Below are 25,399 nucleotides of genomic sequence, written 5' to 3' on the forward strand. Positions count from 1 at the left end.
CGTGCCCGCCGGCAGTGTCCTCGGACCGCATTACATTGACTCTGTGCCCGACTCGATCCACGTCCTCGACCTCTTCGCCGGGGCCGGGGGCCTGACCCGCGGATTCCACGAGGCGTCACCACGTTTCAGGTCCGTGGCCGCTGTCGAGTTCGATGCCGCCGCCGCCGCCGCGTTCTCGCGGAACTTCAGCGAGGCGGCCGTGCACCCGATGGACATTCGCGCTTGGCTCGACGAAGGTGGCGCCACCGTTGGCATGGCGAAGGTCATCGTTGGCGGCCCGCCCTGCCAAGGTTTCTCGACGCTGGGAAAGCGAAAGGTTGACGACGAGCGGAACGAGCTCTGGCGCCAGTACGAGCGAACCATCCTCGCCGTTCAGCCCGAGTACTTCGTCGTCGAGAACGTCGCCGCGTTCGAGAAGTCCCCGCAGTTCGAGCAGTTCCAAGCCTCGACCGACGGAGGCGAGCTCAAGGACTATGCGTTCAAATCGGGGATCCTCAACGCGGCCGACTTCGGCGCACCCCAGGCCCGCAAGCGAGCGATCCTGATCGGACACCACCGCGACCTTCCGTTCCCTGGTTGGCCCACGCCGACGCACAAGGGAAGGCACGTGACCGTGTCGGAAGCACTCGCCAGCATCCCAGAGCCCACGGACGGCATCGACCTCCCTGATCACCGGACCATCGACTTCGCTGGCCGCACGTTCAGGGGCTCATTCACCGCGTCAGAACTCCACTTGTCTCGCAATTACACGGACCTGTCGCGGCGCCGGTTTGCTGCCATCCCGCCAGGTGGCAACCGGTTCGACCTGCCCGACGACCTGAAGGCGAAGTGCTGGATCGGGCACACGTCAGGTTCCGGCGATGTCATGGGCAGGTTGCATCTGCACCGACCGTCCGTGACCATCCGCACGGAGTTCTTCAAGCCGGAGAAGGGCCGCTACCTGCACCCGCGAGCGAACCGAGCCATCACGCATCGCGAAGCCGCCCGCCTACAGGGATTCCCCGACAGCCATCGATTCGTGGGATCGAAGACCGAGATGGCGCGTCAGATCGGCAACGCCGTCCCTGTTCAGCTCGGAGCCGCGATCGCCAGGAATCTAGAGGTAGCACTGCGGTAAGGGCTCGCAGACACCGAGGCGCGCAAACGCACGCGGGACGACAACCATAGCCAAGCCCGTTGCGGAGTACCGCGACGGGCAACGACTCGACTGGCCTACCTGCCGTCGACGGTGGCGATGGTTGTGCGAAGACGCTCCCGCAGCGCCGGGTCGACGACGTAGACATACGTCCCGCGCATCCCGCGCGTCAGCAACACGGAGTACACGTTGCGCACGAACTCCAGCAGGTCGGCGTCGGAGTAGACGATCCCGAGTTTCGGGTTGTTCTCGGCGCCTTTCTTGTCGAAGTAGCGCTCGCGCACGAACTGCACCCGGCCGTCGGGCGCGAGGCTCACCTCCGGACCGATGATCACGCCGGCGTAGTTGAGGTCGTAGCCCTGCACCGTGTGGATCGACCCGACCTCGTCACGTGAGGTCGGGGAGTTGATCCAATCGGTCGCGGTCACGTTCCACCGCATCCGCTCGCCATCGAGCTCGATGTCGTAGGCCGTCGGGTCCTTCTTCGACGCCCACGGCCAGGCGTAGCCGGCGACCAGTCGCGCGAGACCGACCTCGTCATCCCGCTTCCGGATCTCGCGGCGCATCGCGCCAAGGTCGTCGAAGACTCGCAGGTCGTAGTCACGGAAGGAGGTTGGCGCAGGGGGATCGTCGCCCAACAGCGCACGGGTGAACCCGACGTAGTCCTCACCCGCTGCCACCCGCATCTGCGACGTCAGCGGGTAGAGGCGATCATCTCGCCGCGCCTCGTCGACGAGCGCGGCAGTCGTAGCAGCGGGAAGGTCGGCAGGACGCACGCTCTGCGCGCGGTCGAGCATGAGGATGACGTGCTTCGCCTTCGCCTGAATCCAGTCGAGCTGCGTCTTGGAGGCGTCGTCGAATCCGAAGAGCCGCTCGGTGATCTGCTGGAATTGCTTGTTCTTCGGCCCGGACGGCTGGTTCGCGCGCTGGTTGAGCCGATGCGCCTCGTCGACGACGAGGATGTCGAAGTCGTGCTCGCTGTTGCCGACCTGGAATGGGGTGAGCACCATCCCAGGATGCAGTCCAGGCGTCTTCTTGAACACCCGCTGGACCGAGGTCCGCAACGACTGCTGCGGGATGACGAAGCCGATGCGGCGACCGGCGATCACATCCGCGTAGCCCTCGGCGAAGAACTCCGCGAACATCGAGTCCCGGTCGAGGTCCTCCGTGCGAGGCCGGTCGGCGATGTCGCGAAGCAGCTTGATCAGGTAGATCGCGACGATCGTCTTGCCGGTGCCAGGCGCGCCCTGGATCACGCTCGTGGTGCGCCGCTCTGACCCGAGGTCGGCGAACAGTCCCTCGAGGATGTCCTCGACGGCGATCGCCTGCTCATGCGTGAGCGCCTTGAAGGGCGACAGCTTGAAGAGGTCGCTGTTGCGGATCTCGGGAATGCTGCGCTCGAAGAGCCCGTCATCGCGCAGCTGCTCGAAGATCTCGCGGAAGGTCCCCTGGTATCGCTCGCGGTCGTAGTAGTCGGCGTCGATGATGCCGTCGTTGCGATTCAGCACCCGATACTTGCCTTCGCCGCTGAATAGGCCGATGAGGTAGGACTCGAGGTCGAGGCACACTGACTTGTTGAACTTGGGGTCCATGACGACTCGCATGGATTCGAGGTGGCGCTTCTCAGGCGCTGCCCGATGCTGCTTCGCCCGGCTCGCCATGTTCAGCGACTCGCCGATGTAGACGTCTCCGCCGCCGTTGAGCGTGTAGACGACCGGCCAGTTCGCTGCCTTCGGGTGCGCCTTCGCCCATGCCTGCACCTGCTCGTCGACGAACGGCAGGCGTTCGATCTCAAAGCCGGTCATGCTTCGTCATCCGCCCCTTGGCTCGCTCGACCGGGTACTTCGCCTTGGTCTTCTCGAGCTTCTCGAGCACGATCGCGTCGGGGTCGAGTCCGAGCCGGTCGGCCAGCATGAGGCAGTAGGTGAGCACGTCGGCGAGCTCTTCCTGCACCGCTTGCGCGTCGTCGCGAGGACCCCACTGGTAGCACTCGAGCAGCTCCGCGGCCTCGATCGAGATGCTCTTCGCGAGGTTCTCCGGAGTATGGAACTGCTCCCAGTCGCGCTCGGCGACCATGTCGCGGAGCGCTTGCGTCACCGAGTCCGAAGCCATGCGCCCACGCTAGGACACGCGCCGGATGAGTTGGTGGATGCGAATCAGAGTTCTCCACAGGCCAGCGCAAATCCCCTCGCGGCCATCGCGACCCGGCGTATCCTGCCCACAGGACTCACCGACGAGGGGACACGCCGATGGGAACGCTCGACCGGCTCACCGCCGCGCAGGGATCCACCAAGCGCGACGTCGCAGCCATGACCACCGCGATCGCAGAGCGCGACGCGGACGCACCCGTGCGCGCCGTCTTCCGCGAGGACCGCTACGGGCTCTTCGAGTACGCGGGCACGGTCGCGACCGTGTCCGACGGGTCGCGCCTGCTCGCGGCTCGCGCGTTCGACTCCGGCACCGGCAAGCCGACCACTCCCCTCCGCGCGTTCGAGGCGCTCGAGACGCTCGGCGACCTCGACGGCGATGCCGTCGACGCGAACGACCTCGCCCACGGCGACCTCGCATCCGCCCGCCTCGAGCACTCGCTCTACGGGCAGTTCGACGTCACGGGCGTCGCACTCCAGACGCCCGACGGCAGCCGCACGCTCATCGGCGAGTGGATCGTCGCCGACGGGGGCAAGCCCGCGCCGACGGTGACCGAGGTGCGCCGGATCGCGAGCGCCGGCGACCACGACATCGCGGTGCCATCGCAGCTCGCACACGTCGAGACGGACGTGGTCTGATCATGGCCGCGCGCGCGAAGACCGTCGACCCTCCGCTGTCGACCGGCCCGATCCGCGTCAACAGCGACCAGCACTACGTTCTCTCCCTCTGCGAGCAGATCGTCGGCCGCCGCGCGCTGCGCGAGTTCTCGTTCGACTGGCTGCGCGCGGACCCGGATGCGCGCGGCACCCGCCGCAAGCTGCCGGTCGACGCCTACTGGCCTGAGTTCGCGGCCGCTGCGCAGTACTTCGCCGGCCCGATCATCCCCGACCTCAAGACCGCGTCGGAGCGCACGCTGCAGCGCATCGCCTACGACCAGCGTCGCCGCACCGAGTGCGCTCGCTACCGCATCCAGCTGGTCGAGATCTCGAGCGAGCAGCTCGCCCACCGCGGCACGAAGCTGCTGCGCGACGTCGAGCACGACCTCGCCGTGCTGCGACCGCTCGTCGCGGCTGCGATGCCGTAGCGACCAGCGCCGTCAGTCGAGGTCCATCTCGTCGGCGAGCTGGCACCCGAGGATCATGTCGACGAACGATGGATCGAGTGAGCGCGCCTCGACCGTGGAGATCGGCACGCGAACGCGTTCGTAGGAGCGCGTGTCCAGTGCCCGGCTGACGATGCGGTTGCCCCACACCGTCGAGCACAGCCGGTGGCCAGAGAGCCAGCAGGCACTTGCGACCGCCGAGCCGACAGCGACCTGGTGCCACGGCACATCCGACACCACGAGCGCCCAGCCCTCGTCGCCGTGCGAGACGGTCGTCTCACGCATCCTCACCCTCCACGTCAGCAGCATCCCTGCCGACGTCAGGCAAGGATGCGACGCTACACCCGCGAGCACGTCGTGGAAAGCAAGCAAGCAAGATTGCAAGATTGCACCGCGGCTGGATCTCACCGCCACTCGGCCGGATCGCATGGCGCGACCGGCCCACCCCGGGTGCGATGATCGCTCCATGCTGGGCGTGACGGACCTCGGCGGCTACCTCGCCGGGTTGGCCGTCATCATCCTCATGCCCGGGCCGAACTCGATGTACGTGCTGTCGGTCGCGGCCCGCCGCGGCATCCGCGCCGGCTACGTCGCTGCGTCGGGCGTCTTCCTCGGGGATGCGGTGCTCATCGTGCTCACGGCGCTTGGGGTCGCATCGGTGCTGGCGGCGAATCCGATGCTGTTCACGATTGTGCAGTGGGGCGGCGCCGCGTACCTGGCGTTCCTCGCCATCACGTCGCTGCGGGCGGCGTGGAAGCAGCTCCGCCAGCGTCGCGTGCTGCGTGCGCCCGAGGACACCTCCCCCATCGACCTCGTGCGCCTCGAGGCCGCCGGCATCGACGCGGGCGAGCTCGACGTGAGCCGCGAGGCCCTCGCGACGAAGCCGGCGAAGGTCGAGCGACCGTTCCGCCGCGCGTTCATCGTGAGCATCCTCAACCCGAAGGCGATCCTGTTCATGTTCGCCTTCTTCGTGCAGTTCGTCGACCCGACGTACGAGGCGCCGGCGCTCACGTTCGCGCTGCTCGGCGGCCTGCTCGAGCTCGGCAGCGCCCTCTATCTGACGACGCTCATCCTCGTCGGCTCGCGCCTGGCGGATGCGGTGCGCCGCCGCCCGCTCATCGCCGCCGGCGGCAACGCCGCGATCGGCACGGTCTTCCTCGGGTTCGCCGCGAAGCTGGTGACGAGCCCGCTGCACTGAGTCGACGCACGAGAGCCACGAGTCGCGATCAATCCCGCAAGCTGTACCAGCTGCTCATCACGTCGTTCGCAAGGTCTTCGGATGCCTCGTCCGTCGTGATGAGCGCGACAGCCCCGTCTCGCGCTGCCCAGATCGTGTGACTCTCGCCGCTCTGCACGTGAACTGCGTCGACGAACGCAGCATCGAGAGCCTCGGGGGACGAAGCGGCCACCATGAGCACCGGCTGCGCGTCGGCATCGCTCGAGATTCGGCATGAGACCGTCTCCACGAATCCGCTCGTGTCGACCGAGAAGACGCCGTCCTGCGCCCCGGGGCTATGCGGGACGTCGAGGCATGGGATCTCGACCTGCAATTCGCTGACCGTTGCCATCGCGCCAGGTTGACCACCCCACGGTTGCGCAGAGAGCGGCACCATCCTCGCGTTCCAGGCGTGGATGCCCCCAACGACGATCAGGACGAGCGACAGCACGGCGACAGCCATGGTCGCGAGATGCGTCGCTTGACTCAAGCCGGCGGAGGTCCGTCGAGCGACCAATGCCGCCGCTCCTGCAACCATGCCGCCGACGAACGTCAGCCAGTTGGCCTGGCCGAGGAGCAGGGGAAGTCCCGCAGCCACGAGCGGAACGATCGATGCCACCGCAACCCAATTGGTCGCTCCCCTGGGGTCAAGGGCGTGGCTCGGCCCATCCTGCTGCGGAGGCCGTGGAGGAGCCACGCTCGCGTGCACCGGCACGGCGTAGGCCAGCGACGGCGGAGGGCCGCCGAGCGCGGCATCCGGGTAGGCAGGCGACGGAGGCGGACCCTGCCGCATCGGCGCGGGCGACCACTCGCGCATCCGTCTCGCGTGCAACTGCGTCGCGACAACGTGGAAGATCGCCCAGGCCACCAAGGCGACGAGGCCAACGGCCAGCGCAAGCCAGACGAGCAGCGCAGCGAGCAGCACGGTCATCATCACCTGAATGAATCCGAGTCCCACCGAGGTCTCACGCATGCTCACCTCGACAAGCGTCATAGAGTCGCATGATCGAATCGTAGGTCACGAAGGACCAGCGTCGATGCGGCCGACGTCTGTCGCCTCAGACCGCGTAGGCCGTCGCGCGCTCCACCCATGCCTCCAGGTGCGCAGCAGTTGCGACCTCGCCCGGGCCGGACCATCCGTGCAGCTCGCGCCGCCACGCATCCGGAATGCTCGATGCACCCGCCGCGGCACCCGCGAGCGCGCCGGCGATCGCGGCGACCGTGTCGGTGTCGTTGCCGCAGCGCACGGCGAGCACGAGGCGCCGCTCGAGCGTCTCGGCGTGCGCGATCGCCGACCACGACGCCTGCAGCGCGTGCACGACCCATCCGTTTTGCGGGAACTGCCACGGCATGAGCCGCTCGGCCTCGTCGAACCGGGCCAGCCACGTCTCGCGACGCTCGAACGGCACGTGGCGGATGCCACGGTGCACGTCGATCTCGCCGGTGCGGATCGCGTGACGGATGGCGAGCGACCACAGCACGCACGCGTCGCCGGTCTCGGCGTCGAAGTGGGTGAGGTCGCTGATGGCTCGGGCCGCGTGCACGAGACGCTCCTCCTGACCGCCGCCGAGGAAGGCGAGCGCGACCGGGCCGGTGCGCATCAGGCTGCCGTTGCCGCCGCTGCGTCCCGCCTGGTCGTGGATGGTGCGAGCGGCTGCCCGCGCGGCCTCGGCAGTCGGCGACTCGAGCGAGCCGAGCACGGCGCGGATCTGGTTGCCGACATCCTTCGCACCCGACGCCCACTGCGCCCAGGTCGCGACCAGCAGGTCGAGCGTCGATTCGTCGGCGAGCTCGCGCCCGTCGGCAAGCGCGCGCAGGATCGGCACGGCCATCGACGTGTCGTCGGTCCACTCGCCGAGCTCCCAGTCGAACGCACCGCCTGCACGCATCACGACGGCGTCGTCGCTCGGCAGCGGCGGCTGGAACTCGCACGGCGCACCGAGTGCGTCGCCGGTCGCGGAACCGAGGATGGCGCCGAGGGCGCGGTCGCGGGTGGCTTCGTCGAGCATGGCTTCCTCACTGCGGCGCTCCGCACGCCCATGCGTCAGCCAACCAGAAGTGACCTGTGGACAACTGCGCCAGGTTCGCAGAGGCTGCTCGTATGGTCGCGGGCATGGTTCGACGTCGTTGGATGCGGTGGGGCGCGGTGGGCGCCGCCGCTGCGGTGGCGTTGACGGGGTGCGTCGGGGAGGACGAGCCGGCACCGTCGCCGAGCGCAGCCGAGCCTTCGCCGTCGCTGAGCAACGACGAACTCGCCGATACCTCTCTTGACGCCTATCAGGGCTTTCAGGACGAGCTGAACGCCATGTACCAGGCTTTCGACTCGGACTACACGCGACTTCTGCCATGGTCCGGTCCAGAACTCGCGACCGACGCAGTCGCATCCATGGAACAGACCCACGCCACCGGTCTCAACATCGACGGCGCGCCGGCCGTCGTATCTGCCGAAGTCGAGTCGAACGACGGCGACGCAGCGTCGGTCATTGTTTGCGTCGACGGCTCGGGTGTTCGGGTCTACGACATTGAGTCCGGCGTCGAACTCGAGCCCAGCGGCGACTCCCCCTACTCGGCATGGGCGCTCGCTGTCGTCGTCGAGGCGGACGGGAGCGTTATCGTCACGTCCCGCGAAGCACGCCCAGACGCCGGACCTTCACCATGCGGCTCGCAGCCCTAGCGGGAGCGGTGATCGTCGTCGTCGGTCCATTGCCGGTTGCGACGCCAGGACCTGGGGTCGGGTTCATGTGCTCGGTAGAACTCGCCGCTGCTGACATCTGTCCAGACTCGATGGTCGGTGAGCTTGTTGTTGGTGGTTCGCAGACAACGCCGGGCGGAGGCGGGGCGTCCATCACACCGGTCGACGAAGAAGCAGCGGACCGCGCCTGGCGTTCGTACCTGCAAATGCTCTACGAGCGCTGCGTCGCGATGGCCGAGGACCAGTCCCAGTGCGTGCCACCACCGGGCGATCCGGTCGAGACTGCTGCCGACGACGCGGTCCCGCCGATCACGATCGACGATCTGGTTGGTTTCACGCCGGGCGTCGGCGAGCTCGTCGTGCAGCCCGAGAACTGGGGCGTGCTCGGGATACCGACCAATTTCGTCGCGACCGCGACCGACCACGTGCAGCATGGGACGCTGCTCGGGCAGCCGATCGAGGTGCGGTGGCGGCCCGTCTCGTTCACGTTCGACTACGGCGACGGCAGCGTCGTGGCGACGACCGACGCTGGGGCGATGTGGCAGTCGAGCGGCGACGACTGGACGACGACCTCGACCAGCCACGAGTACTCCGAGCGCGGTGAGTACACAGCGACCGTCACGATCACCTTCGAGGCCGACATCGCGACGGGGACCGGGTGGGCGACCGTGCCGGGGACGCTCGAGCTCGCCGCTCCCGCCGAGGGCGTGCAGGTCTTCGAGGTGCAGACCGTGCTGACTCGGGGCGACTGCATCGACTACCCGAACGATCCGGGGTGCTCGCCGTAGAGCGTCGGCGCTCCTTTCGAGGCTCGCTTCGCTCGCACCTCAAGGAGCGGTTGGGGAGGCGAGTTCGATGGAGGTTCCTCGGTAGCTGAAGGCCCGCAGCGAGGCCAAACGCGGTTCCACAGCCACTCCGGCGCGAAGATCCCTCACACGACGGGGCACATCCTCAGCAAACCTGCCGGGGGTACACCTAGCATCCGGCCATGATGTCGCAAGCGTTCGAGTTCCTCGACGAGCCGTTCACGATCGCGTTCGAGCCGGCCGCTCCCGTCAACGTCTTCTCGGTCGCGGGCTTCCCTCGGCGCGAGACGGTCGCATCCAACGTGCTCGCGTTCCTGCTCGATCCCAACGAGCGCCACGGGTTCGGCACGACGTTCGTCGATGCGGTGCTCGTGCTGCTCGGCGATGCGCTCACCACGGCCGGCGATCGCTTCGACGCCGACGCCTGCAGGGGCTCGAGCGAGTGGTCGGTCGCGACCGAGGCGCGCACCGACGACCGCACGCGCATCGACATCCTGCTCGAGAACGACGCGCTCGACGTGGCGATCGTCATCGAGAACAAGGTCGACGCGACGATCGCGAACCCGTTCGGCACCTACGTGGCGCACGCATCCCGCAGCCACGGCACCGTGGTCGCCGCCGTGCTCGCGCCGACGCGACGCGACCTCGCGGCCGTGACCGTGCCTGGCATCGTTGCGATCGCCTACGACGACCTCTTCGACGCGGCCGATGCCGCCCTCTACGACGTCGGCCCGATGGCCGACCAGCGCAGCCTCGAGCTGTACGCGCAGTTCCGCGAGACCACCAGCGAGAGGATCGCGACCATGACGATCGAGCACGAGCAGCAGCGCCTCGACGAGCTCTGGTCGGCGATCGAGCACCGGCAGGATCAGGTGCTCGACTTCTTCACGGCGCTCGAGTCCGTGAACGCGGTGCTCGCGGCCCGTGGCGCGCGACTGCAGGAGGCGATCGGCCAGCGGCTCGACGCCACCGGGATCGCGCACTCGTCGTGGCTCGTCACCGCTGGCGACCACGCGTGGGGCCGCAGCCGCGGCGAGCGCGCGCTCGTCTACGTCGGCTTCAAGCCCCGCACCGGCGGCTCGATCGAGCTGCTCGTCGGCTGGCTGCCCCGCACGGGCACGTTCGGCTACGCCGTGAAGGCCTACCAGAGCCGCAACCGTCCGACGCGGCCGTGGGACCACATCCCGCTCGGCCTGCCGTTCGACGCCGACGAGGATGCGGTCGCCGACCGGTTCGCACAGCTCGCGCTGCGCTGGACGGCGGGCGAGCGGCCCGACTGACCGCTCAGGACGGCACGATGCCGACCTCGTCGTCGCAACCGACGAGCACCGCCTCGGCTGACGCGCGCGACGCCGCCGTCATCGTGAGGTCGTAGCGCGCGAAGCCCTCGACGATCGTGATGACGAATCCGCACCGCGCATGGGCAGCGGGCGGCAACCACTCCGCGAGGTCCGAGTCGCTGCGCGACTGGTTGATGCCACCCTCGACCGCCAGCAGCAGCGAGGTGTCGTTCGCGAACAGGACGCGCTGCTCGGGCGACCACGACCACGCGCCGCTGCGCCATGCCAGCGCGAGCGGGATGAGGTGGTCGATCTGCACGGCCTGCGACGTCTGCTCGCCATGCTGGAACGGCACGATGACGCCCGTGTACGGGTCGTCGAGCACGCCGGTCTGCACGCGGCACGACCCGTCGGCGAAGCGCACGACCTCGTCGAGATCGCGCGCGAGCACGTCCTGGCGCTGGCTGCATCCGTTGCCGTCGACGTCCTCCCACGCCTCGCCGAACTCGTCGCGGCGGTAGTCCGGCACCCAGACCGACGCATCCGTCGCCGGGATCGTCGCGAGCTGCGCGAGGGCGGATTCGGCAGCGGTGGGCGGTTCAGGCGTCGGCGTCGTCGTCGGTGACGCGGACGGGGTAGGCGCCGCGCTCGGCGACGACGACGGAGTCGATGGCGGCACCGGTTCCTGCGACGCATCGGCCACCACGGAATTGCCGCCGAGCACTCGCGGGATCGTCAGCGACCCGACGAGCGCGAGCACCGAGAGCACGAGCGCCACCAACGACAGGATGCCCAGCGGCGTGAGTCCGTAGCCCTTCATGGGCGAACGGCCCGCGCGGTCACTCGCACCCCACGCCGTCGCCGTCGCGGTCGAGGTGCCGGCCGTAGCCCGGCTGACCGGCGTAGACCGGCGCGGCTCCCGCCTGACGCGCTGCCGTGCAGTTCGCGTAGTACGCCGACGCGGCGGGTGCCGCCGCCTGCGGCTGGGACGGAGTCGCAGCGACGGGTGCGATCGCCGGAGCAGCCGCTGCCTGCGCCGTCGCGAGCTCGGCCTGCAGTGCGGCGATCGTGGCGTCGCGCTCGGAGATCGTCGACTGCGCGGATGAGAGATCCGCCTGCGCGGTCGCGAGGTCGGTCTGCGAGGTCGCGAGGTCGGCCTCGGTGGTCTCGAGCGTCGACGCGAGCTCGTCGGTCGCGGACTCGGCCGCCTCGATGGCATCCTCCTGCTCGCCGACCAGCAGCTGGAGCTCGTCGCGCTCGGCCTCGGCACCCGCCAGCTGGGTCGACGTCGTCGTGAGCTCTTCCTCGAGACCGACGACCTCCTGGTGCTGCCCGAGCCCGCCAGCGCACGAGCCGAGCGCGAAGAGCGTCAGCGCACCGGCGCAGATCAGCACGACGCGAGGCCACCGGCGCTTGCGCTGCCCATCGCCGTCCTGCTGCGCACCCATCGGGTTCGGCACGGAGTCGGCGGGAGCCGGATAGGCGGGGCTCGGGATGGGCGCAGTCGCAGCGACGAACGGTGGCGGCACGAAGGTCGGCTGCGGAGGCTGCGCCTGCTGCATCCACGGCGGTCGCGGCAGCGACTGCGCCTGCTGCTGCGCCCACCCCTGCAGCGCCCGTGCCGGGTTCGGCACCCGTCCATTCTCGCGCTCGTCCATGCGGATCCTCCACGGCTCATCGGCTGCCGAGGAGCAGCGTCGGCTGAGCGTACCTCGTGAATGAGGATTCATCACCCGACGGAAGGTAACGATCGCGACACGGGATCGCGGCGCGCGAGGCCCGGCTGCCATGCATCTGCCGATCCCGCAACTTGTGCACGAACGTGCACGCCACTTCGCTGCTTATGGCATGGTGGCTGGCTATGGCCGAAGCACCAACATCCGTCGTCGAGCCCGACGAGACCGGGACCAAGCTCAAGAAGGGCATCACCACGATGCTGCTCTTCTTCTTCATCGTCGGCGACACCCTGGGTGCCGGCATCTACACGCTCATGGGATCGCTGGCGCAAGACGTCGGCGGCGCCCTGTGGGTGCCCCTCATCCTCGCGCTCGTGCTCGCCCTGCTCACCGCGGGCACGTACGCCGAGCTCATCACGAAGTACCCGCACGCCGGCGGCGCCGCGCGCTTCGCCGAGCGCGCGTTCAAGAAGCCGTTCGTGACGTTCGTCATCGGCTTCCTCATGCTGTCGTCGGGCATCACGACGTCGGCCGCCCTCGCCAACGCCTTCGCAGGCGACTACCTGCAGGCGATCGTGCCGAACATCCCCACGGTGCCCGTGACACTCGTGTTCATCGCGCTGCTGATCGTCATCAACATCCGCGGCGTGCGCGAGTCGCTCATCGCCAACGTGGGCGCGACGCTCATCGAGATGACCGGCCTCATCATCATCATCGTCATCGCGGCGCTCGTGATCTTCGGAGGCGGCGGCGACCTGTCGCGCCCCGTGACCTTCGCCGACGGCATCTCGCCCTTCACCGGCGCGTTCGCCGCCACGATCACGGCGTTCTTCTCGTTCCTCGGCTTCGAGGCCGCGGCGAACATGGCCGAGGAGGTCAAGAACCCCTCGCGCTCGTACCCGCGCGCGCTGTTCGGCGCCATCCTCACGGCCGCCGTCGTCTACCTCGCCCTCGCGATCGGCGCCTCGATCGTCGTGCCGACGGATGTGCTGGCCGACTCCGAGGGTCCGCTGCTCGAGGTCATCACGGCCTCCGGCTTCTCGTTCCCGACGTGGCTGTTCTCGATCATCGCGCTCGTCGCGATCGGCAACGGCGCGCTGCTGTTCATGGTGATGGCGTCGCGTGCCACGTACGGCCTCGCCGAGGCGAAGCTGCTGCCGAAGGTCTTCGGCTCGGTGCTGCCCGGCCGCAAGACGCCGTGGGTCGCGATCCTCGTCGTCGGCGTCGTCACGATGGCGATGTCGTTCGTCGGCGACGTCGGCACCCTCGCCGACACGACGGTGCTGCTGCTCGTGCTCGTCTTCATCTCCGCGAACATCTCGGTGCTCGTGCTGAAGAAGGACGAGGTGAAGCACAAGCACTTCTCGGTGCCGCGCATCGTGCCCGTGCTCGCGCTCATCGCCTCGATCGCACTGCTCACGCAGCAGTCGCCCACGACGTGGCTCATCTCGCTCGGCTACGCCGTCGTCGGCACGATCCTCTTCCTCATCGCCCGCGCCGCCCGCAAGCGCGAGTACGCGCAGGGCACGGCCGAGCCGACGCGGTCGATCCCGCTCGAGTAAGCCCGTTCGACGGGGAACGGTGGGATGCGGGGCGGGCCTTCGGGCTCGCCCCGCGTTCGTGTTCGGGGCGGGATGCGGGCACGAGGTGACGCTCAGCGCGGGTTCGTGTGCGATATGCGGATGAAGTCGCTGTGAGCGTCACCTCGTGTCGCGCGGAGTGCTCGTGAGAGCGCTGGCGTCTGCGATATGCACATGGGGACCAGCTGAGGAGCACTCCGCGCGACGAACAGCAGCGGCGGCCGACCCGAGGGTCGACCGCCGCTGCGAGCAGCGCGTCAGCGCCGGCGGCGCGCCGCCACCGGGTGCGCACCCGCGCGCCGCACCGCCGCGCCCGCACCCAGGAGGGCGAGCGACAGCAGCAGCATGGGCAGCAGCGCGTCCACGCCCGTGCGAGGCAGCGCCCCGCCGGCCGACGCAGCCGGCTGCATCGCAGCGGCGGGTGCGGCGACCGGCGTCGGCGCCACCACGGCCGGGGTCGGCGTCACGATGGGCGTCGGCGCGACCACCGGCGTCGGCTCGACCGTGAACGGCACGACGACCGGCTCCACGTATCCGCCCGTGCCCTCGAGCCACAGTACGAGGTCGTGCGCGCCCAGCTCGGCGTCGGCCGGGATCGTCGCCGTGAGGGCGATCGAGCCGTCGTCGCCGACGATGCCGCGGGCGAGCTCGACGGGCGTCGAGTGCATCTCGACGATGAGCTCGGCACCGACGGGCAGGCCGTCGACCCGCACGGGGATCTCGTCGCCCGGGTGCACGACGGCGCCCGCGAGCGCGCCACCGCTCGGCGCGAGCACCGACGGCGAGAGCAGGAACGGCGTCGTGGTGACGGGCTCGCTCCACGGGCCGCGGCCGGCGGCGTTGAGCGCCGCGACGCGGAGGTCCACGGGCGTGCCGTTCGCGAGCCCGGTGACGATCGCCTCGGTGCCATCGGTGTCGGATGCGCTGACCCACTCGCCATCGACGCGCTGCTCGATGGCGAACGCATCAGGCGCCGAGCCGCCCGTCTCGACGGGCGCTGCGAACGTCAGCACCACGGCGCCGTCCGTCGGGATCGCCTCGAGATCGGTCGGCGCGCCGGCGACCGTCGACGGCGTCGCCGACGCGGACTCGCTCCACGCGCTCTGACCGGCGACGTTCACGGCGAGCACGCGCACTGCGTACGTCGTGCCGTTCGTGAGGCCAGACACGATCGCCGTGGTGCCGCCGATCTCTGCGTCGGCGGCCGCCCAGTCGCCGTCGCCGACGCGCTGCTCGACGACGTAGCCCGTGACGGCCGCACCGCCGTTGCCACTCGGTGCCACCCACGACAGCGCGAGGGACGCGTCGCCTCGCTCCGCCTCGAGCGCGGTCGGCGCATCCGCGACCGTCGACGGCGTGACCTCGGCGAGCACGCTCCACGCGCCGACGCCGGCGACGTTCACCGCCGCGACCCGCACCTCGTAGGCCGTGCCGTTCGCGAGCGACGAGACGACCGCGGTCGCACCCGTGACGTCGGCATCCGCCTCGACCCAGTCGCCCTCGCCGACGCGCTGCTCGACCACGTACCCGTCGATGGCCGCGCCGCCGTGGAAGGCGGGCGCGCTCCACGAGAGTGATGCCGACGCGTCGCCGCGCACGGCGACGAGCTCGGTCGGCGCATCGGCCACGGTGCGCGCCGTGACCGCGATCGGCGCGGAGCCCGAGCCGGGCCCGGCCGCGTTCACCGCGACGACCCGCAGCGTCGCCTCGACGCCATTCGTGAGCCCGGAGACCACAGCCGACAGCCCCTCGACCTCGGCATCCGTCGCGACCCACTCGGCACCGTCGAGTCGCTCGATCGCGTAGCCGCTGATCGCCGCGCCGCCATTCGATGCCGGCTCCGCCCACGTGAGCGTCGCCGACCCGTCGCCGGGCACGACCGCGAGGTCCACCGGCGCATCCGGGGCGCGGAACGGCGTCGCAGAGGCGGATGCGCTCGGCTGGCTCGAACCCGCGACGTTCACCGCGACGACGCGGTGCTCGTACGCCGTGCCGTTCGTCAGGTCGCCGAGCACGACCGACGCACCGAGGACTCGGTCGGTGACGGCGACCCAGTCGCCGTCGACGAGACGCTCGACGACGTAGCCGTCGACCGCCGCACCACCGTCGAACGCGGGCGCCGTCCACGACGCCACGATCGCACTGTCGGTTCCCTCGACCGTGAAGGCGGAGGGAGCGTCCGGCGCTCGCCGCGGCGTCACCCTGATGATGTCGGAGGACACCGACACTCCTGCTCGCGAGACCGCGATCACGCGGAAGTCGTACGGCACGCCATCGGTGAGGTTCTGAACGACGGCCGACGTGCTCTGCGAGGACGCGAGCTGCGTCCAGCCGAACTCGCCCCGCCGCTCGACCGAATAGCTCGTGACGGGAAGTCCACCATCGGACGCCGGTGCGGTCCATGCGAACGTCACCGAACCTGCACCCGGCGTCGCGACGACGTCGCGCGGGGCGCTGGGCACCGTCGGGACTGTCGTGGTCAGCGTTGCAGTCGGTGTGCCGCGACCGGCAGCGCTGATCGCGACGATGCGCACCTGCACCTGCTCGCCCACGGTGAGGCCTTCGATCGTCGCCTCCCTGAAGGGGGTCGGGCCTGCGAACAGCGTCCACTCCCCGTCGACGAGACGCTCGACGACGTAGCCGGTGACGGGGGAGCCGTAGCTCGACGTCGGCGGGTTCCAGAGCACGGCCACCCCCGAATCGAATGGCACGAGTCTCGGCGAGATCGGCGCGGACGGCGTACGCAGCGCGCTGCCCGTCCGCACCCCGCTCAGCCTGCTGCCGGCGGCGTTGCTCGCCACGAGGCGGAACTCGTGAACGACCCCGGGCTCGAGCCCCTCGATCAGCACCGAGCTGCCCTCGTACACCGCATCCACCGCCACCCAGACGTCACCGGCGCCGCGGCGCATTTCGACGATCAGCCGGTCGACGGGTTGTGCCGCGGTGGCGAGCGGAGGAGTCCACGTGACCAGGACGCCGCCGGGACGCGACTGCGTCGTCGGTGCCGCCGGGATCGAGGGCACGGCGATCGCGATCTGCGCGGGCGTGCTGCTGCTCCACGTGCCAGTGCCGAGAGCGTTGCTCGCGGCAACACGGAACTCGACCGGAACGCCGAGGGAAACGACGGGCGCGAACGTCGTCGACTGGACGTTCACCGCCTGCGTGACCCAGTCCCCTCCGGCGACCCTTCGCTGCACGGTGTAGCTCCGAATCGGGTCGCCGCCGTCGTTCAGCGGCGGCTGCCAGGCGAGCTGGAACTGGCCAGCGACGAGCGTCGCCTGCACGTCGCGTGGCGCCATCGGCGCGCTCATCGGCAGGAACACCTGGCGCACCACCGACGCCGTGGAGCCGATCGCGTTGGTGGCGACCACGCGGACGTACGTGCTGGTGTTGCCACGCAGGCCCGCGATGGTCGCCTCGGTGCCCGAGACCGTGAGGTAGGTCGGCGTCGTCCACGTGGAGGCATCGGTGGAGGTCTGCACGAGGTACGAGTCGACGGCAGGGTCGCCGGGTCCGGGCGCCGTCCAGCGCACCACCGCGTCGCCGTTCGCGAGCACCTCGTGGTCGAGCGCGAAGGACGCCGGTCGCGGCTGCATGACCACGGTCGCGGGGGCCCAGTCGCCGATGCCGAGCGCGTTGGTCGCCGCGAGGCGGTACTCGTACGTGCCGGAGGTCGCGTGGTTCAGTGTCACGCCGGTCGTGGACGCCTCGAGTGCGGTGGCGCTGTGCGTCGACCAGTTCGCCTGGCCGGCTGCGCGCCACTGCAGCCGGTAGCCGTTGACGGGGAGCCCCCGGGTCACGGTTGGCGTGCTCCACGTAAGGGCGGTCGCGTATCCGTCCTGGACAGCAGTCTGCGTCGCAGCGAACGCGGTCGGCGCCCCCGGGTAGCCGACGCCGGCGAACTCGATGGCAGCCGGCAGGCTCGAGCCCGATGCGGTCACGGCGACGACGGAGATCGGGCGCACCGTGCCGACCGGGAAGGCGCTGAGCGGCGCGTCGAAGGAAGTCACGTACGTCATGCGACCGACGCCGCCGTACGTGACGACGTAGTGGTCGATGGGGTCGGCGCCCGTCGATGCCGGCGGGTTCCACGAGATGCGGATGGTGTGCGCCGGCGAGAAGGGGGCCGCCCGCAGGTCGGTGGGCGCATCCGGCAGCACGTCGCGCACCGTGATGGTCGAGGAGACGGAGGCGCTGCCAGCATCGCTCGTCGCCGTCACGGTGAACGTGTGCGTGCCGAGCTGCGTCGGCGTGCCCTCGAGCACACCTGCGGCGGTCACCTGCATGCCGGTCGGGACGCCTGTCGCGGTGACCGTGGGCGTTGGCGTGCCCGCGATGGCGTACGAGAAGGCGGGCGCTGCGCGGCCGGCGAAGTAGGCGAGCGACGACGGGTCGCCCGAGATCGTCGGGGCGACGGCGCTGGACGTGACATAGGTCGTGAAGCCGACCGAGAACGCGCTGCCGCCGAAGCCGTCGCCCGGATAGCCCATGTCGATCGGCAGTCTGGCCCGACTGCTGCCGGTGTTCGTGATGCGCAGCGTGTACGTGGCCCCGGCCGTCACCTCCATTCTTGAGAGGGTGACGCCGACAGCCGACGCTCCAGCGCCCGCACCGCTTCCCGAGCTCGTGACGCCGTTGCCGAACACCTGGACCCCGAGCGACGCCGTGCCGAAGTCCAGTTGGATCGCGATCCGGTCGAGCGTACCCGTGATGCCGGCCGCGATCTGCTGGTCGAAGCTCGCGCCCGGCTCGAGGAAGTGGAACGTGTCGCCGGAGCTCGCCACGAAGCGCTGGTCGACGACGCTCGCGGCTTGCGCCGGTGCCGCGGGCGCGACGAGCACGCCCGCGAGCGCGGTGGTGGCGACGGCCGCGACCGCGACGATGGCGCGGAGGAGACGGTGCGGACGGACGACGGATGCTGCGGCCATCGGAGTGCCTTCGGCTCGTGCGACGCGAGCGGAAGCCGTCGGCGGAGAAGTGAATCAGGCTCAGCATAGGGTGAGGATGGCTCGACACGCCGAGGGAAGAGACGCGGTGTCTCCCGAACGCATCGCTCGGGGTACTCCCCGCGCGCGGCCGCGATCACGCGGCAGATCGTTCGGTCAGACGAGCCCGTGCCGCACGAACGCGTTCCAGATGCCGTCGTCGAGCACGCCCGTCGTCGACTCCGACGCCCGATCGCGCACCTCGACGACCGCATCCGCCATCGCGATGCCCACGCCGACGACGTCGAACATCTCGACGTCGTTCGACGAGTCGCCGATGCCGATCGCCTCGTCAGCCGTGAAGCCGAGCAGCGGCAGCACGTGCTCGATCGCCGCGCCCTTCGTGACGCCGGCGCGCGAGACCTCGCCCGACGCCGAGCCGAGGTGCGGCATCGTGCCGGTGATGACGTGGAAGTCGGTGCCGAGCGCCTGCGAGATGCGGGCGAAGAGGCCGAGGTCCTCGCCGATGAACATCGCCTTCGCGATGCCGTCGAGCGGCAGCGGCTCCGTCTGCACGAGCGGGCGGACCCGCGGATGCTCGTGCGGCTCGATGCCGTCGAACGTCTCCCCCGCGTGCTCGCGCAGGTAGTCGGCGTAGCGCAGGTGCACGTGCTCGGTCGGGTACACGCCGTCGTACGCCTGCAGGTAGTAGTCGACGCCCGCATCCTCGAACACCGCGACCATGCGGGCCGTGAGCTCGGCATCCATCGTGCGCTCGAGCACCTGCTCGTCGCCGATCGCCGCGTAGCCGCCGCCGGCCGTGATCGCGCCGTCGAAGCCGATCGCCGCGACGTGCTCGGGCACCTCGCCCGGCGCGCGCCCCGTGGCGAGCAGCACCGTGTGGCCGTTCGCCCGTGCGCGCCGCACCGCCTCGACCGTGGACTCGGCGATGCGCGCCGTGTGGTCCATGATCGTGCCGTCGACGTCGAGGAAGACGACGCGGGCGCCGGATGCGTGCGGCATGGATGCCTCTCGGCTCGGGAGCGGGATGCGGCGGGCTCGGCCCACCGCATCCATCCCACCACTCGCAGGTGAACGGCAGCGAATCGGCGGGGCTGTGGATGCGGATGCAGCCTGTGGAGAGCGCGTGCGTACGGTGCCGCGCATGATCGCCACCGCACCCCGCCGCCGTCTCGCGCTCGCCGCCGCGCTGGTCGCCGCCGTCGCCCTGGGCGGCTGCGTCGCGCAGCCGCCGCCACTCGAGCCGACGAACGAGCAGCTCGAGGCGCTCGCGCTCGACCATCACGCCGCATACGGCGATGCCATGGTCGGCACGATCGACGTCGCGACGATAGGCGTCGAGTCGACCGCCTTGCTCGAGGAGCTCGCGACGCCCGAGATCGCGGCGTTCGACTCCTCGATCGAGCTGATGCTGCTCTCGAACGGGCAACGGCTCGTGGCGCCAGCGACGGCGACGGCCGCCACCCTGCGCTCGCAGTCCCTGCCGGCGTTCGAGGTGCTGCTCTGCGTCGACATCACGACCGTGCGCTACGAGGATGCACTCGGCCAGACCAGCGAGGGTGGCGACGCGGACCCGCTGCCGATGGTGATGCGGTACGAGCATCGGCCGGGCGACCTGCCGCTCGCGACCTGGCAGGCGCTCGAGCCCACGCTCGAGTCCGAGTGTCCGCCGCAGCGTTGAGGGTTTCGGCCCGAAATGACATCACATCGGGCCGAAACCCTCAACTCTCTAGAGGAACTGCATCGGGTCGAACTCGTCGATCGGGATGACGCGCACGCGCGGCAGGCGGCTCTTGAACGCGGCGACGTCATACTCGAGGTCGAACGACTCGACGCCCGGCACGGCGCGCAGGCTCGACGCCATGAACTCCGCGAAGCCGACGATGCCGACGCGGCGCGAGCCGTCGGCCAGCGCCTCCATCTGCGGGGCGAAGTCGCTGTCGTGGCTCACGAGCATCACGTCGGCGGCGCGGTGGCGCAGCGCATCCGCCGTGCGTTGGATGGCGATGTCGACGACCTTGCCCTCGCCCTGCAGCGGCACGGGCGTGTAGCCCATCGCGAGCAGCGCCTGCACGAACGACATCGGCAGCGTCTCCTGCACGGCGAGGAAGAAGAGACCCTTCGCGTCCTGCTGCCACTCCTGCTCGGCGAAGTCGAGCAGCACGTTCCAGCGCGGCCGCTCGTGCGGCTCGGGACGGCGACCGAGCACCGACTGGCCGAGCGTCGCGTCGATGTTCTCGCCGTCGACGAGGAGGTACGTGGTGCGCTCGGTCATGGCTCGACCGTACTGCGCCCGCGGCGGGCGAGGCTGCACGTCGGTGCCCAGTGGCCGGTCGATCGCGTATTGCAGGCGATTCCGGGTCTGGAGGGAAGATTCCCCTCGAGAGGCGGAATCGCCTGCGAAACGCATCCAGACGGGGTGGCGGTTTGCGTTTCGCAGGCGATCAGGGTGGGCCGAGGGAAGATACCCCTCTGCCACCCCGGATCGCCTGCAGAACGCAGACGGCGGCGAGGGCGTCAGCCGAGCAGGGCCGTCACGACGAGGGGGAAGAGGATCGCCAGCGTGTTGTGCACGAGGTGCGTGAGCACGCCGGGCCAGATGGATCCGGTGCGGCGGAAGAGCAGCGCGGTGGCGATGCCGACGATGAAGGCGGTGAGGAAGACGGCGTTGATGCCGTGCACGACCGCGAAGATCGCAGCGCTCACCGGCACGGAGATCCACGCCGAGAAGCGGCCGAGGGCGTTCGCGACGACGCCGCGGAAGAACGCCTCCTCGCCCAGCGGCGTCAGCACCGCGCCGAGCAGCAGCGTCGCGGCGAAGGCGGCCGCACCGCCCGCGGCGGCCGACTGGTAGTCGGACTGGATGTTCTCGGGGGCGGGCAGGAAGAGGCTCAGCACGAGGCTCGTCAGCAGGCCGAGCGCGAAGGTGCCGAGCCCGGAGGCGGCGCCGATCGCGAGCCAACGGCCCGAGACGCGGCGCACTCCGAGCACGTCCAGTCGGCGGATGCGCACGATCCACGCGGCCGCGAAGCCGAGGAGTCCCAGCGAGCCCGAGAGCGCGTACTGCACGAGGCCGGCGATGGCGGGCTCGAACTCGAACGTGGAGAACAGCCACACGGTGGCGGCCATGCCGATCGCGAAGGCGACGGCGCCGGCGAGCAGCTCGACGATGCCGGGGCGCTGGATCGAAGGGGTGGGGGCGAGAGGCGTGTCGCTCATGGCATCCACTCGACACCGTGCCCTCGGGGCAGGGTCAAGCGGGGGCGCCACCCTCAGGCGTGCGTGGGCGCGTCGATGGACTCGTCGCCCGCCACGACGCGACGCGCCACCTCGGTGATCGGTGCCCGCGTGCGACGTGCCTGCGCGCGCAGCAGCGCGAATGCCGCATCGACGTCGACGCCGTGACGGAATGCCAGCACGCCCTTCGCCTGCTCGATCACGACTCGGCTGTCGAGTGCATGCGAGAGCTGCGACCGCACGAGGTCGCTCTCGACGAGCGCCCACTGCTGCAGCACGCCGATCGTCGCCACGTCGGCGAAGGCGCGCACGACCGCGAGGTCCTCGGCGTCGAACTCGCCGGGCCGCGCCCGGAAGAGGTTGAGGGCGCCGATCGTCTGGCCGCGCAGACGCATCGGCACCGCGCACGCCGCATGGATGCCGAGCGACAGCGCCTGGTCACGAAACCCGGCCCATTCGTCGCGCACCGTCCGCACATCGGTCACCGCGACGGTCTCGCCCGTGGCAAGCGCTTCCAGGCACGGTCCCGCACCCTCGTCGAGCTGCATGAGCTCGACGAGCTTCGCACGCTCATCCGTCGACGCGAGCACCTCGACCCGACCGTCGGCGTCCGACAGCAGCACCCCGGCCGACACGGCGTCGAACAGCGCGGCGCTGCGGTCGACGAGCAGCTGCATGAGCTCCACGACGTCGTAGTCGACGACGAGCGTGTCCGACAGGGCAACGAACGTCTCGAGCAGCTCGCGCTCGCGTGTGGTCGCATTCATCGCAGCTCCCCACCGATCTCTTCGGTCGCGGGAGGCTCAGGATCGAGGAGTCGCGACCTTCCCTCCACGATATCCGCGGCCACCTGGGTGACCGACGAGCCCACCGAGAAGGCATGCGCCTGCAGCAGCGCCAGCGCATCGGGCGGGGTGAGCCCGAAGCGCGCCAGCACCATGCCGGTCGCCTGGTGCACGGTGCGACGCGAGCGCGGATTCTGGCTCGTCTCGCGCTCGGCCTCGCGCACCGTGTCGAGCAGCAGCAGCATCGACGCCGATCGCGAGCGCTCGGCGAGCCGAGCGACCTGGTCGGCGTCGAGGGTCCGCGGTACGACCGCGTAGGTCGTCACGGCGCCGATGCGCATGCCGCCGAACGCCAGCGGGAAGGCGAAGAGCGCCCCCGAGCCGAGCGCGAGGCACCCGTCGCGGAGCGCGGGCCACCGCTCGTCCTGCGCGAGATCGGGCACGAGCACCGACGTCTGCCGCGCATCGGCATCCCAGCCGGGTCCGATGCCGAGATCGAGCTGCAGCTCGTCGATCCCTGCCGAGACCGCGTCGGAGGCGTCCATCGTCTCGGCACCGGGACCGGAGGCGAACGTCGTGATGGCCGCGCCGTCGAGACCCATCGATGCGACGAACGCGGCGCTCAGATGCCGAGGACCCCCTGCTGCACTGGACATCGGCGCGCCTTCCTGCACGATGCAGGGCCGAACCGGTTCCGACGTGGATCGCTGACGTCAGCCTACGCCCTCGGTCGCCTGCGCGCGGGCTGAGAGTCGAGGCACGCCCATTGACTTCCGCACGAGCCGGGCGCATGCTGGGCCGCGTCGCCACCCGGACCCCGTGGCCGCATGCTCGGCGGGGTCTCGGTTCGCATCGAAGCCCCGCCCGTCGGATCGGGGGCTTCCATGGTGGCATCGCGACGCGATCGGCTGATGCCTCCATCGTGGCGGAGCCGCGACGATGCGAGCGCGGATCGTCGGTCGCCGAGGGCGGATCCGTGAGCCCGCTCTCGGCGTACGTCGGCACGACGGAGGCCGCACCGATGCTGCTCGGCGGACTCGCGAGGCTCGGCGACGACCACGACGCCACCGGGATCGCAGTCTGGTCCGCACGCGGGGACGTGGCGATGACGCGAGTCATCGGCTCGACCGTCCTCCATCCGGCCGACTTTCGCGCCGGCGACGACGCACGCATCGGCATCGCACACGTCGGATGCGGCACGCGAGCGCGCGCGCGACGTCGCGACGTGCAGCCGCTCGTCGACTGCACGGAGCGACTGCACGTCGTGCAGGACGGCACGATCTCGAACGCCGCGAGCCTCCGCGCCGGCCTGCTGGCCGACGGTCACGCGTTCCTGTCGGACGATGCCGCGGAGGTCGTCGCGCACCTGCTCGAGGAAGCTCTCGAGCACGCCGGCTCGGTGGCGCTCGCCCTCGCCGCGACCGTGCCGTCGCTCGACGGGGCATGGTCGATCGTCGCCCTCGATGGCGAGACCGGTGAGGTCGCGGCGAGCGCCGCCGGCTCGCCGCTCATGCTCGGCGAGCGCGACGACGACATGCTGCTCGCGAGCCACGCAGCCTCCCTCGCCCCGCACTGCAGCAGCGTTCGGCTGCTCGCCCGCGGCGACGTGGTGTCGATCGCGACCGGTGCCGTGCGCTGGCTGCGTCTCGGGCGCGAACGCGCCGCCCCTCCGCTGGTCGCGATCCAGCCGCAGCTGCGTGGTCACGACGTCGGCGACGATCGGCATCGTGACGAGATCGAGGACCAGCCGCGCGCGGCCGCTCGCGTGCTCGAGGCCATCGGGTCGAGCGTGGCGGACGGGTCGCTGTGGCGCGCCCTCCCGCTGCGACCACTCGACCGCGTCGCGTTCGTCGGCTCGGGCTCCGCCCTGCACGCGGGTCGCGTCGCTGCGGCCGTGCTCTCCGACCTCGGAGGCGTGCCGACGAGGTGGATGCGACCGGCCGACGTCGCGACGGCCTCCCTCGAGCCCGGAACGCTGCTCGTGGGGCTGGGCGGGTCCGACGACTCGTCGACGCTGCGCCGTGCGGTCGACGCGCCCTCCGCACGGGGCCTGCAGCTGCTCGTGCTCGCGCACGCGCACCACTCCCCGCTCTCGCGCGTCGCGGATGCGGCGCTCGACTGGCTCGCCCCGCCCGAGGTCGGCGCGGCCGCGGCGACCTTCGTCGGCCAGGCGATCACGGGGGTCGCGGTCGCCCTGTCGGCACTCGTCGCATCCGGTCGCCTCGACCGAGCCTCCGCGGCAGCGCATGCCGCGATGCTGCACGAGACGCCGTCGCGCCTGCACGATGCGATCGCGGGCTCGACGAGGGAGGTCACGGCGCTGGTCGAGGAGCTGCGAGACCACTCGTCGTTCCTCGTGGTCGGCACGGGCAGCGGCCTGCCGTACGCCGCCGAGGGTGCGCTGCAGCTGCAGCAGCTCGCGGCACGGTGGGCGCACCACCATCCCGCGAGCGACCTGCTGGGCTCGAGGTCGCGCGTCGTCGATGCGTCGATGGGCGCGTTCGTCGTCGACTCCGGCACGGATGACGTCGACGACGCGATCGCCTACCTGGTCGCGAGTGGCGCTCGCGTGCTGCGGATCGGCGGACGCCGTGCCGACATCGGCGTCGCCGTGCGTCGGGGGCGCAACGGCCGGGGCGTGCCGTGGGATGCGACGCCGTGGGGGCCGATCGAGGCGATCGTGCCCATGCAGCTCTTCGCGAGAGAGCTCGGGCGCGAGCTGGGGGTCGCCGGCCCGCCGGCCGGGTGACGACGCCGGTGCGCGCGCCACGCCGGCCGAGCGGGATCGGCCGGCGC

Annotated in this window: 23 protein-coding genes; 10 read left to right on the forward strand and 13 right to left on the reverse strand. The window is 70.5% G+C overall.

What is annotated here, in order from left to right:
- Positions 1 to 43 precede the first annotated feature (43 nt).
- Positions 44 to 1,117 carry a DNA cytosine methyltransferase gene (locus tag BLQ67_RS06330; RefSeq protein WP_092506808.1) on the forward strand — a complete coding sequence of 358 codons (1,074 nt, stop codon included), beginning with the start codon at positions 44 to 46 and terminating at the stop codon, positions 1,115 to 1,117.
- Between the two features lie 95 nt (positions 1,118 to 1,212).
- Here the strand turns inward: BLQ67_RS06330 and BLQ67_RS06335 are convergent, their stop codons facing one another.
- The gene (locus BLQ67_RS06335) at positions 1,213 to 2,940 is read right to left on the reverse strand and encodes a DUF2075 domain-containing protein (protein WP_092503464.1); all 1,728 of its coding nucleotides are present in this window, start codon (positions 2,938 to 2,940) and stop codon (positions 1,213 to 1,215) included.
- Positions 2,927 to 3,247 carry a nucleotide pyrophosphohydrolase gene (locus tag BLQ67_RS06340; protein ID WP_092503465.1) on the reverse strand — a complete coding sequence of 107 codons (321 nt, stop codon included), beginning with the start codon at positions 3,245 to 3,247 and terminating at the stop codon, positions 2,927 to 2,929. Before BLQ67_RS06340 ends, BLQ67_RS06335 begins: the two co-directional genes overlap by 14 nt.
- 137 nt (positions 3,248 to 3,384) lie before the next feature.
- Between BLQ67_RS06340 and BLQ67_RS06345 the strand changes: the two genes are divergently transcribed.
- Positions 3,385 to 3,921, forward strand: coding sequence for a hypothetical protein (locus BLQ67_RS06345; protein ID WP_092503466.1), 537 nt, complete (start codon positions 3,385 to 3,387; stop codon positions 3,919 to 3,921).
- A 2-nt stretch (positions 3,922 to 3,923) separates the two neighbouring features.
- Positions 3,924 to 4,367: a hypothetical protein gene (locus tag BLQ67_RS06350; RefSeq protein WP_092503467.1), complete on the forward strand. Its 444-nt coding sequence runs from the start codon at positions 3,924 to 3,926 to the stop codon at positions 4,365 to 4,367.
- A 12-nt stretch (positions 4,368 to 4,379) separates the two neighbouring features.
- Here the strand turns inward: BLQ67_RS06350 and BLQ67_RS06355 are convergent, their stop codons facing one another.
- A complete protein-coding gene (locus BLQ67_RS06355; protein WP_157674692.1) occupies positions 4,380 to 4,670 on the reverse strand; it encodes a hypothetical protein in 291 nt (96 codons plus the stop codon).
- Positions 4,671 to 4,851: 181 nt separating this feature from the next.
- Between BLQ67_RS06355 and leuE the strand changes: the two genes are divergently transcribed.
- A complete protein-coding gene (gene leuE / locus BLQ67_RS06360) occupies positions 4,852 to 5,583 on the forward strand; it encodes a leucine efflux protein LeuE (protein WP_092503469.1) in 732 nt (243 codons plus the stop codon).
- A 28-nt stretch (positions 5,584 to 5,611) separates the two neighbouring features.
- Here the strand turns inward: leuE and BLQ67_RS06365 are convergent, their stop codons facing one another.
- The gene (locus BLQ67_RS06365; RefSeq protein ID WP_092503470.1) at positions 5,612 to 6,595 is read right to left on the reverse strand and encodes a hypothetical protein; all 984 of its coding nucleotides are present in this window, start codon (positions 6,593 to 6,595) and stop codon (positions 5,612 to 5,614) included.
- Positions 6,596 to 6,659: 64 nt separating this feature from the next.
- Positions 6,660 to 7,610, reverse strand: coding sequence for an ADP-ribosylglycohydrolase family protein (locus BLQ67_RS06370; protein WP_092503471.1), 951 nt, complete (start codon positions 7,608 to 7,610; stop codon positions 6,660 to 6,662).
- A gap of 104 nt (positions 7,611 to 7,714) precedes the next feature.
- On the opposite strand from BLQ67_RS06370, the gene BLQ67_RS06375 reads away from it, so the two are divergent.
- The 3 genes from BLQ67_RS06375 to BLQ67_RS06385 all read left to right on the forward strand — a co-directional run bounded on the left by BLQ67_RS06375 (position 7,715) and on the right by BLQ67_RS06385 (position 10,379).
- A complete protein-coding gene (locus tag BLQ67_RS06375) occupies positions 7,715 to 8,275 on the forward strand; it encodes a hypothetical protein (RefSeq protein WP_157674693.1) in 561 nt (186 codons plus the stop codon).
- An 8-nt stretch (positions 8,276 to 8,283) separates the two neighbouring features.
- Entirely contained in the window at positions 8,284 to 9,081 is a 798-nt protein-coding gene (locus BLQ67_RS06380) for a hypothetical protein (protein ID WP_157674694.1), read from the forward strand.
- A 200-nt stretch (positions 9,082 to 9,281) separates the two neighbouring features.
- Positions 9,282 to 10,379: a PD-(D/E)XK nuclease family protein gene (locus tag BLQ67_RS06385; RefSeq protein ID WP_092503476.1), complete on the forward strand. Its 1,098-nt coding sequence runs from the start codon at positions 9,282 to 9,284 to the stop codon at positions 10,377 to 10,379.
- 4 nt (positions 10,380 to 10,383) lie between these two features.
- Here BLQ67_RS06385 and BLQ67_RS06390 read toward each other — a convergent pair whose 3' ends face one another.
- Together BLQ67_RS06390 and BLQ67_RS16835 are read right to left on the reverse strand one after the other, a co-directional pair.
- A complete protein-coding gene (locus BLQ67_RS06390) occupies positions 10,384 to 11,199 on the reverse strand; it encodes an HNH endonuclease family protein (RefSeq protein ID WP_157674695.1) in 816 nt (271 codons plus the stop codon).
- Between the two features lie 19 nt (positions 11,200 to 11,218).
- Positions 11,219 to 12,037, reverse strand: a complete 819-nt coding sequence (locus tag BLQ67_RS16835; protein ID WP_231945187.1) for an excalibur calcium-binding domain-containing protein — start codon at positions 12,035 to 12,037, stop codon at positions 11,219 to 11,221.
- A 203-nt stretch (positions 12,038 to 12,240) separates the two neighbouring features.
- Here BLQ67_RS16835 and BLQ67_RS06400 point away from each other — a divergent pair, with 203 nt between their 5' ends.
- Positions 12,241 to 13,617, forward strand: coding sequence for an APC family permease (locus BLQ67_RS06400; protein WP_092503480.1), 1,377 nt, complete (start codon positions 12,241 to 12,243; stop codon positions 13,615 to 13,617).
- A gap of 275 nt (positions 13,618 to 13,892) precedes the next feature.
- Here the strand turns inward: BLQ67_RS06400 and BLQ67_RS06405 are convergent, their stop codons facing one another.
- Positions 13,893 to 18,563, reverse strand: a complete 4,671-nt coding sequence (locus BLQ67_RS06405; protein ID WP_092503482.1) for a fibronectin type III domain-containing protein — start codon at positions 18,561 to 18,563, stop codon at positions 13,893 to 13,895.
- Positions 18,564 to 18,737: 174 nt separating this feature from the next.
- Positions 18,738 to 19,583 (reverse strand): Cof-type HAD-IIB family hydrolase, encoded by an 846-nt coding sequence (locus BLQ67_RS06410; protein ID WP_157674696.1) that lies wholly within the window; start codon positions 19,581 to 19,583, stop codon positions 18,738 to 18,740.
- A gap of 142 nt (positions 19,584 to 19,725) precedes the next feature.
- Between BLQ67_RS06410 and BLQ67_RS06415 the strand changes: the two genes are divergently transcribed.
- Positions 19,726 to 20,262 carry a hypothetical protein gene (locus tag BLQ67_RS06415; protein WP_092503486.1) on the forward strand — a complete coding sequence of 179 codons (537 nt, stop codon included), beginning with the start codon at positions 19,726 to 19,728 and terminating at the stop codon, positions 20,260 to 20,262.
- Between the two features lie 48 nt (positions 20,263 to 20,310).
- Here the strand turns inward: BLQ67_RS06415 and BLQ67_RS06420 are convergent, their stop codons facing one another.
- The 4 genes from BLQ67_RS06420 to BLQ67_RS06435 form a co-directional block, all read right to left on the reverse strand.
- Positions 20,311 to 20,856, reverse strand: coding sequence for an NYN domain-containing protein (locus BLQ67_RS06420; RefSeq protein ID WP_092503488.1), 546 nt, complete (start codon positions 20,854 to 20,856; stop codon positions 20,311 to 20,313).
- A 242-nt stretch (positions 20,857 to 21,098) separates the two neighbouring features.
- Positions 21,099 to 21,800: a CPBP family intramembrane glutamic endopeptidase gene (locus BLQ67_RS06425; RefSeq protein ID WP_157674697.1), complete on the reverse strand. Its 702-nt coding sequence runs from the start codon at positions 21,798 to 21,800 to the stop codon at positions 21,099 to 21,101.
- 53 nt (positions 21,801 to 21,853) lie between these two features.
- Entirely contained in the window at positions 21,854 to 22,585 is a 732-nt protein-coding gene (locus tag BLQ67_RS06430; protein WP_092503492.1) for a GAF and ANTAR domain-containing protein, read from the reverse strand.
- Complete coding sequence (locus tag BLQ67_RS06435) at positions 22,582 to 23,205, reverse strand: GAF and ANTAR domain-containing protein (RefSeq protein ID WP_157674698.1); 624 nt, start codon at positions 23,203 to 23,205, stop codon at positions 22,582 to 22,584. Before BLQ67_RS06435 ends, BLQ67_RS06430 begins: the two co-directional genes overlap by 4 nt.
- Before the next feature lie 374 nt (positions 23,206 to 23,579).
- Between BLQ67_RS06435 and BLQ67_RS06440 the strand changes: the two genes are divergently transcribed.
- Positions 23,580 to 25,352, forward strand: coding sequence for an SIS domain-containing protein (locus BLQ67_RS06440; RefSeq protein WP_172802259.1), 1,773 nt, complete (start codon positions 23,580 to 23,582; stop codon positions 25,350 to 25,352).
- Positions 25,353 to 25,399 lie beyond the last annotated feature (47 nt).

Source organism: Agrococcus jejuensis (assembly GCF_900099705.1).
GTDB classification, from domain to species: Bacteria; Actinomycetota; Actinomycetes; order Actinomycetales; family Microbacteriaceae; genus Agrococcus; species Agrococcus jejuensis.

Bases quoted from the DNA above. Each gene is read 5' to 3' on its own strand.
- BLQ67_RS06430 (WP_092503492.1), bottom strand. From the start codon at position 22,585: ATGAATGCGACCACACGCGAGCGCGAGCTGCTCGAGACGTTCGTTGCC.
- BLQ67_RS06340 (WP_092503465.1), bottom strand. From the start codon at position 3,247: ATGGCTTCGGACTCGGTGACGCAAGCGCTCCGCGACATGGTCGCCGAG.
- BLQ67_RS06425 (WP_157674697.1), bottom strand. From the start codon at position 21,800: ATGAGCGACACGCCTCTCGCCCCCACCCCTTCGATCCAGCGCCCCGGC.
- BLQ67_RS06385 (WP_092503476.1), top strand. From the start codon at position 9,282: ATGATGTCGCAAGCGTTCGAGTTCCTCGACGAGCCGTTCACGATCGCG.
- BLQ67_RS06410 (WP_157674696.1), bottom strand. From the start codon at position 19,583: ATGCCGCACGCATCCGGCGCCCGCGTCGTCTTCCTCGACGTCGACGGC.
- BLQ67_RS06435 (WP_157674698.1), bottom strand. From the start codon at position 23,205: ATGGGTCTCGACGGCGCGGCCATCACGACGTTCGCCTCCGGTCCCGGT.
- BLQ67_RS06355 (WP_157674692.1), bottom strand. From the start codon at position 4,670: ATGCGTGAGACGACCGTCTCGCACGGCGACGAGGGCTGGGCGCTCGTG.
- leuE (WP_092503469.1), top strand. From the start codon at position 4,852: ATGCTGGGCGTGACGGACCTCGGCGGCTACCTCGCCGGGTTGGCCGTC.
- BLQ67_RS06370 (WP_092503471.1), bottom strand. From the start codon at position 7,610: ATGCTCGACGAAGCCACCCGCGACCGCGCCCTCGGCGCCATCCTCGGT.
- BLQ67_RS06335 (WP_092503464.1), bottom strand. From the start codon at position 2,940: ATGACCGGCTTTGAGATCGAACGCCTGCCGTTCGTCGACGAGCAGGTG.
- BLQ67_RS06365 (WP_092503470.1), bottom strand. From the start codon at position 6,595: ATGACGCTTGTCGAGGTGAGCATGCGTGAGACCTCGGTGGGACTCGGA.
- BLQ67_RS16835 (WP_231945187.1), bottom strand. From the start codon at position 12,037: ATGGACGAGCGCGAGAATGGACGGGTGCCGAACCCGGCACGGGCGCTG.
- BLQ67_RS06400 (WP_092503480.1), top strand. From the start codon at position 12,241: ATGGCCGAAGCACCAACATCCGTCGTCGAGCCCGACGAGACCGGGACC.
- BLQ67_RS06420 (WP_092503488.1), bottom strand. From the start codon at position 20,856: ATGACCGAGCGCACCACGTACCTCCTCGTCGACGGCGAGAACATCGAC.
- BLQ67_RS06345 (WP_092503466.1), top strand. From the start codon at position 3,385: ATGGGAACGCTCGACCGGCTCACCGCCGCGCAGGGATCCACCAAGCGC.
- BLQ67_RS06350 (WP_092503467.1), top strand. From the start codon at position 3,924: ATGGCCGCGCGCGCGAAGACCGTCGACCCTCCGCTGTCGACCGGCCCG.
- BLQ67_RS06375 (WP_157674693.1), top strand. From the start codon at position 7,715: ATGGTTCGACGTCGTTGGATGCGGTGGGGCGCGGTGGGCGCCGCCGCT.
- BLQ67_RS06390 (WP_157674695.1), bottom strand. From the start codon at position 11,199: ATGAAGGGCTACGGACTCACGCCGCTGGGCATCCTGTCGTTGGTGGCG.
- BLQ67_RS06415 (WP_092503486.1), top strand. From the start codon at position 19,726: ATGATCGCCACCGCACCCCGCCGCCGTCTCGCGCTCGCCGCCGCGCTG.
- BLQ67_RS06405 (WP_092503482.1), bottom strand. From the start codon at position 18,563: ATGGCCGCAGCATCCGTCGTCCGTCCGCACCGTCTCCTCCGCGCCATC.